A 13952-nucleotide genomic window follows, 5' to 3' on the forward strand; every position below is an offset into this window, starting at 1 on the left:
GTACCTGGCACAGGTCATCTCGCGTGTCGACCTTGACGGCGATTCTGCCCCGGTCGCGCAGAATCGCGTCAGCCTGGCGCGGGGTCGGCGTTCTGCGACGGGTCGTCCGGGGAGGTGCAGCAATGCTGCAGCCACATCGCGGCGATCACCAGGGCCAACGCGCACAGCGCGGCCACCACCGCGCCCGGGGTGTCCTCGGCGGCCACCCGCAGGCTGCCTCTCCGCGGCAGCAGGTAGACCACCACCGCCAGCCACCACCCGAGCACGACGCTGCCCATCCACGCCGCCGCCTTCGCGATGACGACCGAGCGGGCCACCGCCAGCGGATGCAACCGGCCCCCGCCCAGTCCGATCTGGCCGTCGCGGATCTTGGACCGCACGAAGAACGCCCAACCTGCCAGCGCCACTGCGACACCCAGCAGCGACATGCCCGTCCACAGTGTGATCGGCGGGAACACCCGGTACAGCACGAACATCAGCAGATAGCCCGCGACCGCCGTGGCCGCGACGGCCCCGGCGAGGTCACGCTTGCGGGTCACGCCCATCAGCCGGGCGTCCCGATCCGCAGCGCCAGGTCGGTGGGCCGGACCCCGGCGCGTTCGCCGGAGTCGACGCCGGCGAGCAGTTCGGCCGCCGCGGCCGTCCGACCGTCGACGGTGAGCCACGCGGCCGGGTCCACGTCGAGCCACGGGATCAGCACGAACGCGCGCACGTGCGCGTACGGATGCGGCAGCGTCAGGTCCGGGTCGGCCAGCACCACATCGCCGTCACCGTCGCGGCACGCCACCAGGTCGACGTCGAGGGTGCGTGGGCCCCAGTGCTGTTCCCGGGTGCGGCCCGCGGCGTCTTCGAGCTCATGGGCGCGCCTCAACCAACCGTGGGCGTCGAGTCCCGGGTCGTCGGCGAGCACGACGGCGTTGAGGAACGGGCCCTGCTCGACACCGCCCCAGGCGTCGGTCTCGTACACCGGCGACACCGCCGTGACCGTGTTCCCGAGACCGTCGAGCACGGATTGCAGATGCGCCAACCGGTCACCCATATTGGACCCGATGGACAGCACAATCGCCGTCATCTGCCCCGCCCGCCGCGGCGTGACCGCCGCGCTGTGACCGCGACATCGTTGAACTGCAACGGAATCGGCGCCGACGGTTTGTGCACAACCACCTCGACGGCGTGGGCGCGTTCGTCGCTCATCACGTCGTCGGCGATCTCACCGGCGACGGTCTCGATCAACTGCCGCGGCGGTCCGGCGACGATGTCGGCGGCCCGCTGCGCGAGCACGCCGTAGTCCAGCGTGTCGGCGAGGTCGTCGCTGGCCGCGGCGGCGGCCAGGTCGATCCACACCGTGATGTCGACGACGAAGTCCTGACCGTCGCGGCGCTCGTGGTCGAACACGCCGTGGTTACCGCGAACCCTCAAGCCCCGCAACTCGATCCGATCAGTCATGTGCTCCCGCCCGCCATGCCGCCGCCACCGCGAGGGCGTCCACCGACGCCCGCACGTCGTGCACCCGCACCCCCCAGACGCCGTGCCACCCCGCCAGCGCGGAGATCACCGCGGTGGCGGTCTCCCGCCCGGCCGGCGGGCGCGGCTCGCCGTCGGCCCCGGCCAGCAGGGTGCCGAGAAAACGCTTGCGGGACGCGCCGACGAGCACCGGGATCCCGGTTGCGACGAGGTCCGGCAGCGCGTTGAGCAGCGCCCAGTTGTGTTGTGCGGTCTTGGCGAATCCCAGTCCGGGATCGATGATCAGCTTGTCCGGGCCCACCCCGGCCGCGACCGCCGCGTCCACCCCGGCGAGCAACTCGTCGCGCACCTCGGCGACCACGTCGCCGTACGGCGGGACGGTGTGCGGCCGCTCGGCGTCCACCGAACGCCAGTGCATCAGGATCCACGGAGCGCCGGCCTCGGCGACCACCCGCACCATGTCGGGGTCGGCGCGGCCACCGGAGACGTCGTTGACGATCGCGGCGCCGTTTTCCAGCGCGGCCCGTGCGACCGCGGCGTGCATCGTGTCGATGCTGACGGTGATCCCTTGCTGGGCAAGCTCTTTGACGACGGGAAGCACCCTGGAGGTCTCGACCTGCGGGTCGACACGGGTCGCGCCGGGCCGGGTCGACTCACCGCCGACGTCGACGATGGCCGCGCCCTGGGCGACGAGCTCGACCCCGTGGGAGACGGCGCGATCACGGTCCAGGAACAGCCCACCGTCGGAGAACGAATCGTCGGTGACGTTGACAACCCCCATCACCTGCACGGCGCACGTCACTTCCGCAGGATCAGGTCCAGCGCTTCGGCACGGGATGCCTTGTCGGTCTTGAACTGTCCGCGCACCGCGGACGTCGTCGTCACCGCGCCGGGCTTACGGATGCCGCGCATCGCCATGCACAGATGCTCCGCCTCGATCACGACGATCGCGCCACGCGGATTGAGCTTGCGCATCAGCGCGTCGGCGATCTGCGCGGTGAGCCGCTCCTGCACCTGGGGCCGCTTGGCGTACAGGTCCACCACCCGAGCCAGCTTCGACAGACCGGTGACGCGACCGTCCACCCCCGGGATGTAGCCGACGTGGGCGACCCCGTGGAACGACACCAGGTGGTGCTCGCACGTCGAGTACATCGGGATGTCCTTGACCAGCACCATCTCGTCGTGCTGCTCGTCGAACATCGTGGTGAGCACGTCGTCGGGATCGGTGTAGAGCCCCGCGAAGATCTCGCGGTAGGACCGCGCCACCCGGGCCGGCGTGTCGAGCAGGCCCTCCCGGTCCGGATCCTCACCGACAGCGATGAGTAGTTCCCGCACCGCGGCCTCGGCACGGGCCTGATCGAAATCGCGGGCGGTGAGCGTGGCCGTGTGGTTGTGCGACCGCGTCATCGAGATCTCCGTTCGGGTGTCAGCGATCCTGGTCCGGCGGGCCGGTACGCCCGTTGTCCCTGCCACCGTCGCGGCTGGGCTCTTCCGTCGGGTTGTACGCGGGTGCACCACCGCGGGCGTGCTGCCCGGGCGGCGGCGGGTAGGGCTGATACGGCGGATACCCGGGATAGGCCGGCGTCGGGGGTTGCCCCTGCCAGCCCTGCTGTTGCTGCGGGCCCGGATACCACTGACCCTGCGGGTGCTGGGGGGTGCCCGCAGGCGGCGGCCAGCCGGGCGCATGCCAGCCCGCCGGGGCGCCGTAGTCCGGCTGCGTGGGGCCGCCGGCCGGGGCGCCGTTGGACCCGTTGCCGCCGTTGCGGTGGGCGGCTTCGGCGGCGGCCTTCGACGCCTGCGCGATCGCGGTCTTAAACGCGGGTTCCGGGACCGGCTTGGGCCACGGCTCGCCGCGCTCCATCGCCAACTCGCCCGGCGTCTTGATCGGCGGCTTGTCCGACGGCACCCGGCCGCCGAAGTCGTCGAACATGGTCAGCCGCGGGCGCTTCTTCACGTCGGCGAAGATCGCTTCGAGCTCGACCCGGTGCAGGGTCTCCTTCTCCAGCAGCTGCAGCGCCAGCGTGTCGAGCACGTCGCGGTACTCGGTGAGGATCTCCCACGCCTCGGTGTGGGCGGCCTCGATCAGCTTGCGGATCTCGTCGTCGATGTCGCGCGCGACCTCGTGGCTGTAGTCGGCCTGGTTGCCCATCGTGCGGCCCAGGAACGGGTCGCCGTGTTCGGTGCCGTACCGGACGGCCCCGAGCTTGGAGCTCATGCCGTACTCGGTCACCATCGCGCGGGCGATCTTGGTGGCCTGGTCGATGTCGGACGACGCGCCGGTGGTCGGCTCGCGGAACACCAGCTCCTCGGCCGCGCGCCCACCCATCGCGAACACCAGGCGGGCGATCATCTCGGAGCGGGTCATCAGACCCTTGTCGTCCTCGGGCACCGCCATCGCGTGACCGCCGGTGCGGCCGCGCGCCAGGATCGTCACCTTGTAGATCGGTTCGATGTCGGGCATCGCCCACGCGGCCAGGGTGTGCCCACCCTCGTGGTAGGCGGTGATCTTCTTCTCGTGCTCGCTGATGATGCGGCTCTTGCGGCGCGGACCGCCGACGACGCGGTCGACGGCCTCCTCGAGCGCGGCACCGGTGATGATGGTGCCGTTCTCGCGGGCCGTCAGTAGCGCAGCCTCGTTGATCACGTTGGCCAGGTCGGCGCCGGACATGCCGACGGTGCGCTTGGCGAGGCCTTCCAGGTCGGCGTCCTCGGCGATCGGCTTACCCGCCGAATGCACCTTGAGGACCGCACGCCGGCCGGCCAGGTCCGGGCTCGACACCGGGATCTGGCGGTCGAAGCGGCCGGGCCGCAGCAGGGCCGGGTCGAGGATGTCGGGCCGGTTGGTGGCCGCGATCAGGATGACGCCCTGCCGGTCGCCGAAGCCGTCCATCTCGACCAGCAGCTGGTTCAGTGTCTGTTCGCGTTCGTCGTGACCGCCGCCCAGGCCGGCGCCGCGCTGGCGGCCGACGGCGTCGATCTCGTCGACGAAGATGATGCACGGGCTGTTCTGCTTGGCCTGCTCGAACAGGTCACGCACGCGCGAGGCGCCGACGCCGACGAACATCTCGACGAAGTCCGAACCGGAGATCGTGAAGAACGGGACACCGGCCTCACCGGCCACGGCGCGCGCCAGCAGGGTCTTGCCGGTGCCGGGCGGGCCGTAGAGCAGCACACCCTTGGGGATCTTGGCGCCGAGAGCCTGGTAGCGGCTCGGGTTCTGCAGGAAGTCCTTGATCTCGTAGAGCTCCTCGACCGCCTCGTCGACGCCCGCGACGTCGGCGAAGGTGGTCTTGGGCATGTCCTTGGACAACAGCTTGGCCTTGGACTTGCCGAACCCGAAGCCCATCCGGCCGCCGGACTGCATCCGGGAGAACATCACGAACAGCGCGACGAGCAGCAGCAGCGGCAGCATGTAGATCAGCAGCGTGCCGAGGATGCTGCTCTGGTTGACCACGGTGTTGGTCTTGACGTTCTTGTCCTGCAGCGCCTCGAACAACGTCACCCCGTACCCGGTCGGGTACTTGGTGATGACCTGCTTGCTGTCCTCGGTGTCGCCGTTGCCGTTCTTCAGCTCAAGACGCAACTGCTGTTCGCGGTCGTCGATCTGTGCGCTGTCGACGTTGTCGGCGGTGATCTGCGCCATCGCGACCGACGTGTCGACGGGCTTGTAGCCGCGCGTGTCGTCGCTGAAATAGAAGAATGACCAACCCAGCAGCAGCACCACGGCGATCACCGTGAGAGTGCGGATCACATTTTTTCTGTTCATTCGTGATTCCGGTTCATCAAATATGTGCAGCCGGCATTGCGGTGCGCCGGCCAAATCCTTCCAATACGCGCAGCTGGAAACCTCAAGGCTACCGCTAGACCAACGTTCGGCAGTTCCCGGTTACGACTGACCGTGACCTGGCTCTCAGGGAAAGTGGGGGGCATGCGGTCGCGAATGGTCCAGACGAACGGTGTCACGCTGCGGGTGATCGAGGCCGGCGACCCCGGCGCACCGCTGGTGGTGTTGTGCCACGGCTTCCCTGAGCTGGCGTTTTCCTGGCGTCATCAGATCGCCGCGCTCGCCGAGGCCGGCTATCACGTCCTGGCCCCCGACCAGCGCGGCTACGGCGGCTCCGACCGCCCCGACGACGTCGACGCCTACAACGTGCGCGAGCTCGGTGCCGACATCGTCGGGTTGATCGACTCCGAGGTCGGCGGCGGCGCGGACAAGGCCGCGCTGATCGGCCACGACTTCGGGTCCGTCGTCGCCTGGGGTGCGCCGCTGTTCGCGCCGGAGCGGTTCTGGGCGGTCGGTGGGCTGAGCCTGCCACCGGTGCCCCGCCCGCAGGTGCCGACGACGCAGGCGTTCCGCCGGATGGCCGGAGAAGGCGACCGGGGCGACCGATTCGTCTACATCCTGTACTTCCAGGAGCGGGGTCCGGCCGACGCGGAACTCGCACGCGACCCGGCGGCGACGTTCCGGCGGCTGTTCTCGATGGGCGCCGGCGGAGGCGCCGCGCTGACCGGGGACCCCGACGCCGGCGGCTTCCTCGACCGCATCCCCGACCCGGGAACGCTGCCGGACTGGCTCGGCCCCGACGACTTCGCCGTCTACGTCGACGAGTTCACCCGCACCGGTTTCACGGGCCCGCTGAACTGGTACCGGTGTTTCGACCTGAACTGGGAGCTGACCGCCCAGCCCCCGACGGCCACGATCGACGTGCCCGCACTGTTCGTCGGCGGCACCGCCGACGCGACACTGGCCTACACACCGACCGACCGTGCCCGCGAGATCGTGACCGGCGACTACCGCGAGGTGATGCTCGACGGTGCGGGGCACTGGCTGACCGAGGAGCGACCCGCGCAGGTGTCGAGCGTGCTTGTCGACTTCCTGGACTCGGCCCGCTGACCGGACGCTACTGTGCCAGGCATGCCGATCTCAGCGTGTGCGAAGACCGTCAGGAACACCCTCATCGCCCTTGCCGCCGCGGGTTTCGCGGCCGCCGGCGTATCCGCCTGCGACGCGCAGCAGGGCCTGTCGGCGTCCGGCGCCGACGCCCGCCAGGTCACCGTCGTCGGTGCCGGGCAGGTGCAGGGCACCCCGGACACCCTCACCGTGAACGCGTCGATGGAGTTCCTCGGCCCGGACGCCACCGCGGCGATGAACCAGACCAACGAACGCCAGCAGTCGGTGATCGACGGTCTGGTCGACCTCGGCATCGACCGCAAGGACATCGCGACCACCGCCGCCGACCTGCAGCCCCAGTACGGTTCGGACGGCACCGCGATCTCCGCCTACCGGGCCACCAACACCGTCAACGTCACGATCCGCGATCTGGCCAAGGCCTCCGACACGATCGGATTGATCGTGTCCACCGGCGGCAACGCGACCCGGATCAACTCGATCGCGTACTCGATCGAGGACGACTCCGAACTCGTCCGCGACGCCAGGGCGCGGGCCTTCGAGGATGCCAAGGACCGGGCCGCCCAGTACGCCGAGCTGTCCGGACTGAGCCTCGGCAAGGTCATCTCGATCTCCGAGGAGGGCGGCGCCGGCCCGCCGATACCGGTCCAGGCGCCGCGGGCGATGGAAGCCGCGGTGCCGCTGGAACCGGGCCAGCAGACGGTCGGGTTCTCGGTGACCGTGGTGTGGGAGCTGACCTAACCGGCCGGCGCCACCACCACCGGGATGCCGTTGAGCACCGCGGTTCCCGACAGCGGATCCAGCATGGATCCGTCGTTGAGCTGATTGACGTTGACGCCGGGCCGGCTCGCGGCCAGCTTCTGGCCGGTGCCGGGCCGGTCGTGTCCCCAGCCGTGCGGTAGGGACAGCACACCGCGGCGGATGTCCTCGGTCACCTCGACCGGCACCACGAGCTCGCCACCGGGGCCCTTGACGACCGCGGAGTCGGTCAGTCCGAGGTCGGCGGCGTCGTCGGGGTGGATTCGCAGCGTGCACCGGTTGGTGCCGCCGGCCAGCGCGGGCAGGTTGTGCATCCAGCTGTTGTTCGACCGCAGGTGCCTGCGCCCGATCAGCACGAAACCGTCGGTGTGCCGGTGCAACGCGTCGCGCAGCCGCCCGGCATCCGAAATCAGTTGCGGCGGAGCGAGTTCGACAAGACCCGACGGGGTGCGCAGCAGGTCGGGCAGCCTGGGCTGCAGCGGTCCGAGATCGATCCCGTGCGGCGCGTCCTTGAGCTTGCGCAGCGTCAGCCCGTCGGGCCGGGTACCGAACGCGTCGCCGTAGGCACCGAGGCGCAGCATCATGTCGAGGCGCCGCTCGTAGCCGGGCCCGGCGGGCAGCATCGCGGTCAACTCGTCGACGGACCGACCTGCCACGGGGGACGACGCGTCGGCGGTCTCCTTGGCCAACGTGGTCGCGACGACCTGGTCGTCCACCAGCGCCGGATCGGCGTCGTGGCCGAGCCCGTACAGCACCAACGCGATCCGCGACAGGATCTCGGCCTCGTCGGGGCGGCCGTCGAGCGGCAGCGCCGGCGGTGAGTACCGGGCGTTGTTGCGCACGGCCAGCGCGTTGAGCGCGACGTCGAAGTGCGGGGAGCGCGACGGCGGCGGCGGCGGCAGGATCACATCGGCGTGCCGGGTGGTCTCGTTGAGATACGGGTCGACGCTCACCATGAACTCGACCTGGTCCAGCGCGCGGTCCAGCCGGTCGCCGTCCGGCGCCGACAGGACGGGATTGCCCGCGACGGTGATCATCGCGCGGATCTGGCCCTCCCCCGGCGTCTCGATCTCCTCGGCCAGGACCGCGGTGGGCAGTTCGGACAGCACCTCGGGACGCCCGGAGACCCGGCTGCGCCAGCGCCCGGTGCTGAACCCGCGGCCGGGGCGGTGCCCGCGCGGCGCGGGCGCGACCGGTGACAGCGGGAACATCGCCCCGCCAGTCCGGTCCAGATTTCCGGTCAGGACGTTGACGACGTCGACCAACCAGCTGCCCAGCGTGCCGAACTCGACCGTCGACGTGCCGATCCGCCCGTACACCGCCGCGGTCGGGGCCGCGGCCAGTCCCCTTGCCAGAGTGCGGATCTCGTCGGCATCGAGACCGCAGAACGCCGCGACGGCGTCGGGCCCGAAATCCGCGGCGAGGTCACGCACGTCGTCGACCCCGGTGACGAACTCGCCCACCGCGCCGAGGTCGACGAGGCCCTCGTCGAACAACACGTGCACGACCGCCAGCAGCAGCGCCGCGTCGGTGCCGGGGCGCGGCGCGAGATGACGATCGGCCAGTTGCGCGGTGCGGGTGCGGGCCGGGTCGACGACGACCAGCCGCCCACCCCGCTCCCGCAGCCTGCGGAGTTTTCCGGGGAAGTCCGCGGCAGTGGCGAGGCTGCCGTTGGACACCATCGGGTTGGCGCCGATGACCACCAGATAGTCGGTGCGGTCCAGGTCGGGCACCGTGAACGCGGCCGGGCTGCCGAACATCAGGCCCAGCGACACGTGTTTGGGCATCTGGTCCAGCGTGCTGGCCGAGAACACCTGGCGGGTGCCGAGGCCACGGATGATCAGCGGCGGGTACAACGCCCCTGCGACGGTGTGGGCGTTCGGGTTACCGAGGTAGACCCCGACGGCGGGCCCGCCGTGCTCACGTACCGCGGCCGACAAACCCTCGGCCATCGCGGCGAATGCCTCATCCCAGGATGCTTCGGTCAGCACACCGTCACGCCGGACCAGCGGCGCGCTCAGCCGGTCGGGGTCGTTGTCGAGTTCGGCGAAGCTCGCGCCCTTGGGGCAGATGAAGCCCGCCGAGAACACGTCGTCCCGGTCCCCGCGGGCGCCGACCACACGTCCGTCGTCGATGGTCAGGGTCAGACCGCAGGTTGCTTCACAGAACGGGCAGATGCGCAGGGCGGTTTCGGCCATGCCTGCATCATGCGCCGGTTTCTACTGCGCGTACACCTTTGGCTCGAGAGTGCCGATGTAGGGCAGGTCGCGGTAGCGCTCGGCGTAGTCGAGCCCGTAACCGACGACGAATTCGTTCGGGATGTCGAAACCGATGTATTCGACGTCGAGGTCCGCGCGGACGGCCTCGGGTTTGCGCAGCAGCGTGCACACCTTCAGCGAGCGGGGCCCGCGGGTGGCCAGGTTGCGCAGCAACCACGACAGGGTCAGGCCCGAGTCGATGATGTCCTCGACGATCAGCACGTCGCGTCCGCTGATGTCGCGGTCGAGGTCCTTGAGGATGCGCACCACCCCGGACGACGAGGTCGACGAGCCGTAGGAGCTGACGGCCATGAACTCCAGTTGGGTGGGCAACGGGATCGCCCGCGCCAGGTCGGTGACGAACATGACCGCACCCTTGAGCACGGTGATGAGCAGCAGGTCCTGACCGGATTCGCGGTCGCGGTAGTCGTCGGCGATCTGCGCCGCCAGTTCCGCGGTCTTGGCTTTGATCTGGTCTTCCGACAGCAGAACCGACTTGATGTCCCCGGAATACAAGTCGGCGGTCTGCGCAGGCACACCGACAGCCTAGCGTTGCCGCGGCGCGACCGGTTCGCGGTACAGCGTCAACGCCCCCGCATCGCGGCGGGCGAAGAGTCGTTCGCGGGTCAGCCCGCCCGCAACCGCGACGCCACCCTGCCCGCGCCAGTCGGTGATCAGCGCGTCGACCGCGCGAATCTGCTTGTCGGTCAGGTCCTGCGCGCCGCCGGCGAGCAGCCAGGCCCGGATCGCGCGGCGCCGCAGCGCGCCGGGTAGGGCGGCCGCCGCGGCGACGTCGAAATCCGCGCCGGGGGCGGGGACGGCGGGCGCGGCGAGCGCGTCGAGGGCATCGGTGTCCTCGCGGAGCGCGGTCGCCGTGCGGGCCAGCGCCTCGGCCACCCCGCCGCCGAGGACGTCTTCGAGCAGCGGCAGCACCTCGGTGCGCAACCGGACCCGGGTGTAGCGCGGGTCCCAGTTGTGCGGGTCCTGCCACGGTGTGAGCCCCAACTCGGCGCACGCGCGGTGGGTGGTGGCGCGGCGCACGCCGAGCAGCGGCCGGCACCACGGCGGGTCGTGAGCGCGCATACCCGCGATCGACCGCGGCCCCGAGCCGCGGCCCAGCCCGAGCAGCACCGTCTCCGCCTGGTCGTCGAGAGTGTGGGCGAGCAGCACCGGCGCGCCGTCGCGTGCCGCGTCGAGGGCGTCGTACCGCGCGGCGCGGGCCGCGGCCTCGGGGCCGCCCCGAGAGCCGACGGTCACCGAGATAACCTGTGCTGCTTGACATCCCAGGTTCATCGCCTGGTCGCGCGCGGCGGCTGCGACGTCGGCGGAGCCGGGTTGCAGACCGTGGTCGACGATCAGCGCCCTCGTCGGGCGCAGCCCGGCGGCCACGGCGGTCAGGGCCAGTGAGTCGGGACCTCCCGACAACGCGACACACCACGGCGCATCGGGGAGGTGACTGCGCGCGAAGGCCGTCAGCGCGGCGCGCAGCTCGGCTAAAGCACCCGGTCGATCCATTGCTGCGGCTCGTCGATTTCCCTTGGCAGAGGCAGGGTTTCGGTGTCGGTCCAGATCGTGTTGAAGCGTTCCATGCCGACCTTGCCGACCACCTCGTCAACGAACGCCTTGCCCAAGGTGTACTGGCTCATCTTCGCGTCGACTCCGAGCAGCGCCCGCAACAACCGTTGCAGCGGAGGCTGTTTACGCTTCCTGCGCTGGTCGAAGCGATTGCGGATGGTCGCGACCGACGGCACCACGGCCGGGCCGACCGCGTCCATCACGTGCTCGGCGTGGCCCTCCAACAGGGTGCCGAGCACCAGCAGTTGGTCGAGTGCGGCACGCTGCGGTTCGGACTGCACCGCGCGCAGCAGGCCCAGCACGCCCGTCGAACCCATCTCGGGCTCACCGTTTCTCACCACCACCTGGCGGTCGCGCACATAGTCGGCCAGCCGGCCCACCATCTTCGGCAGGTCGTCCCCGGCGTCATCGGTCAGCACCGCCAGTGCGCTCGACATGTGGTCGGCCAGCCAGGGATTGGCCCGGAACTGCACCCGGTGGGTGACCTCGTGCAGGCACACCCACATCCGGAAGTCCTTGGGCACCACCCGGAGTTGGCGCTCGACGGCGATCACGTTCGGGTACACCAGCAACAGCTCGCCGCCGCCCGCGGAGAACGGGTCGTACTGGCCGAGGATCCCCGACGACACGAACGCCAGCACCGCCCCGGTCTGCAGCCCGGCGACCCGGCCCGCGACCACCGGCACCCGGCCGCGTGCACCGTCGCCGCCGCCCCCGGTCATCGCCCGCATCGACTGGGCGGCCGCACGAATCCAGTCCGGGCGGTTGACGATTCGGGCCTCGGGAATCTCTCCGCCCTCGATCAGCCCGGTGACCTCCCGGACCGGCACCTCCGACGCCCGCGCGGATTCGGCGAGCTGGTCGATCGCCTGCGTGCGGGTGTAATCGGTGGTCTTCGGCTCCTGGCGGGCCAGTTTGCCGCCGACGGTGGCGGCCAGGTCCCAGTCGACGGCGTTGCCGACGCTGAACCCGGACTTGGTGGTGGTCGTCATCATCGGCATCCGCAGGATCGAAGGGTGGCGGCGAACGCGTCCAGCGAGGTCCGCCCGGTCGGGCCGGCGTCGTTGGACATCAGCGCGAAGGTCAGGACCCGTCCGCTCCGGTCGGTGACGATGCCGGCAAGGGTGTTGGTTGCAGTCAGTGACCCGGTCTTGGCCCGCAGATATCCGAGCGCCGCCTTGCCTGGCTCGGTGTCGTGGTACCGGTTCGACATCGTGCCGCTGCCGCCGGCGATGGCCAGCAGGTCCACCAGCGGCCGCAGCTTCGGCGTGTCCTCCCCCGCCGCGGCCTGCACGATCTCGTCGAGCGTCTCGGCGGTGAGCCGGTCGTCCACGGACAGTCCGCTGTTGTCGAACAGTCGCGCGCCGGTGGTGTCGATGCCCGCGTCGCGCAGGCTCTGCAGCACCGCGTCGGCGGCGCCGGCGAAACTCCTGGGCCGGCCCAGCGCCTCGGCGACCTCGCGGCCGATGGACTCGGCCATCACGTTGTCCGAGGAGTGCATCATCTGGCGTAGCCGCTCCATCAGCGGTGCCGACTGCACCGACGCGATCTCGGTCCCGGTGACCGTGGCACGGCCCGGCGGCAGCACCGTGACCTTCTCCGGATCGACGCGCAGCGCCGCGGCGAGAGCGCGGCCCGCGTCCAGCGCCGGCGTACGCGACCGGCGCGATTCCACGCTGACCGGCTGGGTGCGCCCGGCGTCGAGCATGACCGCCTCCATCGGGGCGATGTCGCCGCCGTCGATGTCGAGCGGGTCCCAGCCCGGCGCCATCGTCGGCCCGGAGTAGGCGCTGATGTCGACCTGGACGGATTTCACGTCGGTCCCACTGCGCCGCACCTGGTCGGCCAGATCGGAGATCCGCGCCGCATCGCGGTACCAGGTCTGCTCGCCGCGGCGCGCCGCCGACAGCGTCTGGTCACCACCTCCGACCAGCACGACGACCCCCGGCGACGTCGACACCACCCGCGTCGTCAGCCGGGCGTCGCGCTCCAGGGTCAGCAGCGCGGCCGCGGCGGTGAGCACCTTGTTCGTCGACGCCGGCTGCATCGGCACGTCGGCGCCCTGGGCCCACAACTGCTCCCCGGTCAGCGCATCGGTGATGCGCCCGGTGAACTTGCCGAGGTTGGGGTCGGCGGCGACCACGCGCAGCGCGTCGGCCAGGCCCGTGCGGGTCGGCATATCGGCGGAGTCGGACACCGGGACCACACCGGGGTCGGCGGTGGCGGGAGCCGGAAGCGCCGGGACAGCGATCTGCTCGCCGGACTGCCGGTTCGCCACCAGCGCGGCCGCGGCGACGACGAGCACCACCAGCAGCAGAACGGCCGCCCCCACCGCGACATACGTCGACCGCCGCCACCTGGTGGGCCGCATAAATCTCCTGCTCTCGAACGACTGGCCAGAGCCACCCCTGTAGTGCAGCGTATCCCTCGTTTAATGTTGACCCGCGTCGTCAGCCGACGCCCCTGTCCCAGCGCACAAGGAGCCACGCGTGCAGTTCGACGTCCTGATCGAGATCCAGAAGGGTTCCCGTAACAAGTACGAGGTGGACCACGAGAGCGGCAAGGTCAAGCTGGACCGCTACCTGTTCACGGCGTTCGGCTACCCGACGGACTACGGCTACATCGAGGACACCCTCGGCGAGGACGGCGATCCGCTGGACGCGCTGGTGCTGCTGCCCGAGCCGGTGTTCCCCGGCTGCATCGTCGAGGCGCGCCCGGTCGGCATGTTCCGGATGGAGGACGAGAAGGGCGGCGACGACAAGGTGCTGTGCGTGCTCGCCGACCCGCGCTGGGACCACATCCAGGACATCGGCGATGTGAATCAGTTCGAGCTCGACGCGATCAAGCACTTCTTCGTGCACTACAAGGACCTCGAGCCCGGCAAGTTCGTCAAGGCGGCCGACTGGGTGGGCCGCGAGGAAGCCGAGGCCGAGGTGAATCGGTCGGTCGAGCGCTTCAAGGCCGAGGGCCACTAGCTCCCGCCCGGC

Annotated in this window: 14 protein-coding genes; 3 read left to right on the plus strand and 11 right to left on the minus strand. The window is 70.5% G+C overall.

Going from position 1 to position 13952, the window contains the following annotated elements; all coding sequences use genetic code 11:
• Positions 1 to 68: 68 nt before the first annotated feature.
• From BST38_RS04440 to ftsH, 6 genes are read right to left on the minus strand one after another with little or no spacing between them, the layout of a single operon-like run.
• Positions 69 to 545: a DUF3180 domain-containing protein gene (locus tag BST38_RS04440; protein WP_083142025.1), complete on the minus strand. Its 477-nt coding sequence runs from the start codon at positions 543 to 545 to the stop codon at positions 69 to 71.
• Positions 545 to 1072 carry a 2-amino-4-hydroxy-6-hydroxymethyldihydropteridine diphosphokinase gene (gene folK / locus BST38_RS04445; protein ID WP_083142026.1) on the minus strand — a complete coding sequence of 176 codons (528 nt, stop codon included), beginning with the start codon at positions 1070 to 1072 and terminating at the stop codon, positions 545 to 547. Before folK ends, BST38_RS04440 begins: the two co-directional genes overlap by 1 nt.
• Positions 1069 to 1446: a dihydroneopterin aldolase gene (folB, locus tag BST38_RS04450; protein ID WP_083142027.1), complete on the minus strand. Its 378-nt coding sequence runs from the start codon at positions 1444 to 1446 to the stop codon at positions 1069 to 1071. The genes folK and folB overlap by 4 nt, the downstream gene beginning before the upstream one ends.
• On the minus strand, positions 1439 to 2245 hold the full coding sequence (folP, locus tag BST38_RS04455) for a dihydropteroate synthase (RefSeq protein ID WP_083142112.1): 807 nt from the start codon (positions 2243 to 2245) through the stop codon (positions 1439 to 1441). The genes folB and folP overlap by 8 nt, the downstream gene beginning before the upstream one ends.
• A 17-nt stretch (positions 2246 to 2262) precedes the next feature.
• Positions 2263 to 2871: a GTP cyclohydrolase I FolE gene (gene folE, locus BST38_RS04460; protein WP_083142028.1), complete on the minus strand. Its 609-nt coding sequence runs from the start codon at positions 2869 to 2871 to the stop codon at positions 2263 to 2265.
• 19 nt (positions 2872 to 2890) lie between these two features.
• Complete coding sequence (gene ftsH, locus BST38_RS04465; protein ID WP_083142029.1) at positions 2891 to 5230, minus strand: ATP-dependent zinc metalloprotease FtsH; 2340 nt, start codon at positions 5228 to 5230, stop codon at positions 2891 to 2893.
• A gap of 153 nt (positions 5231 to 5383) precedes the next feature.
• Here ftsH and BST38_RS04470 point away from each other — a divergent pair, with 153 nt between their 5' ends.
• The gene (locus BST38_RS04470; protein WP_420872557.1) at positions 5384 to 6358 is read left to right on the plus strand and encodes an alpha/beta fold hydrolase; all 975 of its coding nucleotides are present in this window, start codon (positions 5384 to 5386) and stop codon (positions 6356 to 6358) included.
• A gap of 21 nt (positions 6359 to 6379) precedes the next feature.
• Complete coding sequence (locus BST38_RS04475; protein ID WP_083142031.1) at positions 6380 to 7114, plus strand: SIMPL domain-containing protein; 735 nt, start codon at positions 6380 to 6382, stop codon at positions 7112 to 7114.
• Here BST38_RS04475 and BST38_RS04480 read toward each other — a convergent pair.
• Genes BST38_RS04480 through dacB form a run of 5 tightly spaced genes read right to left on the minus strand, consistent with a single transcriptional unit; the run spans position 7111 to position 13336 of the window.
• On the minus strand, positions 7111 to 9330 hold the full coding sequence (locus BST38_RS04480) for a molybdopterin-dependent oxidoreductase (protein WP_083142032.1): 2220 nt from the start codon (positions 9328 to 9330) through the stop codon (positions 7111 to 7113). The genes BST38_RS04475 and BST38_RS04480 overlap by 4 nt on opposite strands.
• A gap of 21 nt (positions 9331 to 9351) precedes the next feature.
• The gene (gene hpt / locus BST38_RS04485) at positions 9352 to 9927 is read right to left on the minus strand and encodes a hypoxanthine phosphoribosyltransferase (protein WP_083142033.1); all 576 of its coding nucleotides are present in this window, start codon (positions 9925 to 9927) and stop codon (positions 9352 to 9354) included.
• A 9-nt stretch (positions 9928 to 9936) separates the two neighbouring features.
• Positions 9937 to 10905, minus strand: a complete 969-nt coding sequence (gene tilS / locus BST38_RS04490; protein WP_083142034.1) for a tRNA lysidine(34) synthetase TilS — start codon at positions 10903 to 10905, stop codon at positions 9937 to 9939.
• Positions 10884 to 11957 (minus strand): Rv3626c family coenzyme F420 biosynthesis-associated protein, encoded by a 1074-nt coding sequence (locus BST38_RS04495; protein ID WP_083142113.1) that lies wholly within the window; start codon positions 11955 to 11957, stop codon positions 10884 to 10886. The genes tilS and BST38_RS04495 overlap by 22 nt, the downstream gene beginning before the upstream one ends.
• On the minus strand, positions 11957 to 13336 hold the full coding sequence (dacB, locus tag BST38_RS04500; protein WP_083142035.1) for a D-alanyl-D-alanine carboxypeptidase/D-alanyl-D-alanine endopeptidase: 1380 nt from the start codon (positions 13334 to 13336) through the stop codon (positions 11957 to 11959). Before dacB ends, BST38_RS04495 begins: the two co-directional genes overlap by 1 nt.
• Before the next feature lie 118 nt (positions 13337 to 13454).
• On the opposite strand from dacB, the gene BST38_RS04505 reads away from it, so the two are divergent.
• Positions 13455 to 13940, plus strand: a complete 486-nt coding sequence (locus BST38_RS04505; protein ID WP_083142036.1) for an inorganic diphosphatase — start codon at positions 13455 to 13457, stop codon at positions 13938 to 13940.
• The last annotated feature ends 12 nt before the right edge of the window (positions 13941 to 13952 follow it).

The sequence above is a fragment of the Mycolicibacterium parafortuitum genome (assembly GCF_002086815.1).
Classification (GTDB): Bacteria; Actinomycetota; Actinomycetes; order Mycobacteriales; family Mycobacteriaceae; genus Mycobacterium; species Mycobacterium parafortuitum.

Coding starts and splice junctions, on each gene's coding strand:
- tilS (WP_083142034.1), bottom strand. CDS start 10,905: ATGGATCGACCGGGTGCTTTAGCCGAGCTGCGCGCCGCGCTGACGGCC.
- dacB (WP_083142035.1), bottom strand. CDS start 13,336: ATGCGGCCCACCAGGTGGCGGCGGTCGACGTATGTCGCGGTGGGGGCG.
- folE (WP_083142028.1), bottom strand. CDS start 2,871: ATGACGCGGTCGCACAACCACACGGCCACGCTCACCGCCCGCGATTTC.
- BST38_RS04495 (WP_083142113.1), bottom strand. CDS start 11,957: ATGACGACCACCACCAAGTCCGGGTTCAGCGTCGGCAACGCCGTCGAC.
- BST38_RS04475 (WP_083142031.1), top strand. CDS start 6,380: ATGCCGATCTCAGCGTGTGCGAAGACCGTCAGGAACACCCTCATCGCC.
- ftsH (WP_083142029.1), bottom strand. CDS start 5,230: ATGAACAGAAAAAATGTGATCCGCACTCTCACGGTGATCGCCGTGGTG.
- BST38_RS04440 (WP_083142025.1), bottom strand. CDS start 545: ATGGGCGTGACCCGCAAGCGTGACCTCGCCGGGGCCGTCGCGGCCACG.
- folK (WP_083142026.1), bottom strand. CDS start 1,072: ATGACGGCGATTGTGCTGTCCATCGGGTCCAATATGGGTGACCGGTTG.
- BST38_RS04480 (WP_083142032.1), bottom strand. CDS start 9,330: ATGGCCGAAACCGCCCTGCGCATCTGCCCGTTCTGTGAAGCAACCTGC.
- folP (WP_083142112.1), bottom strand. CDS start 2,245: ATGGGGGTTGTCAACGTCACCGACGATTCGTTCTCCGACGGTGGGCTG.
- folB (WP_083142027.1), bottom strand. CDS start 1,446: ATGACTGATCGGATCGAGTTGCGGGGCTTGAGGGTTCGCGGTAACCAC.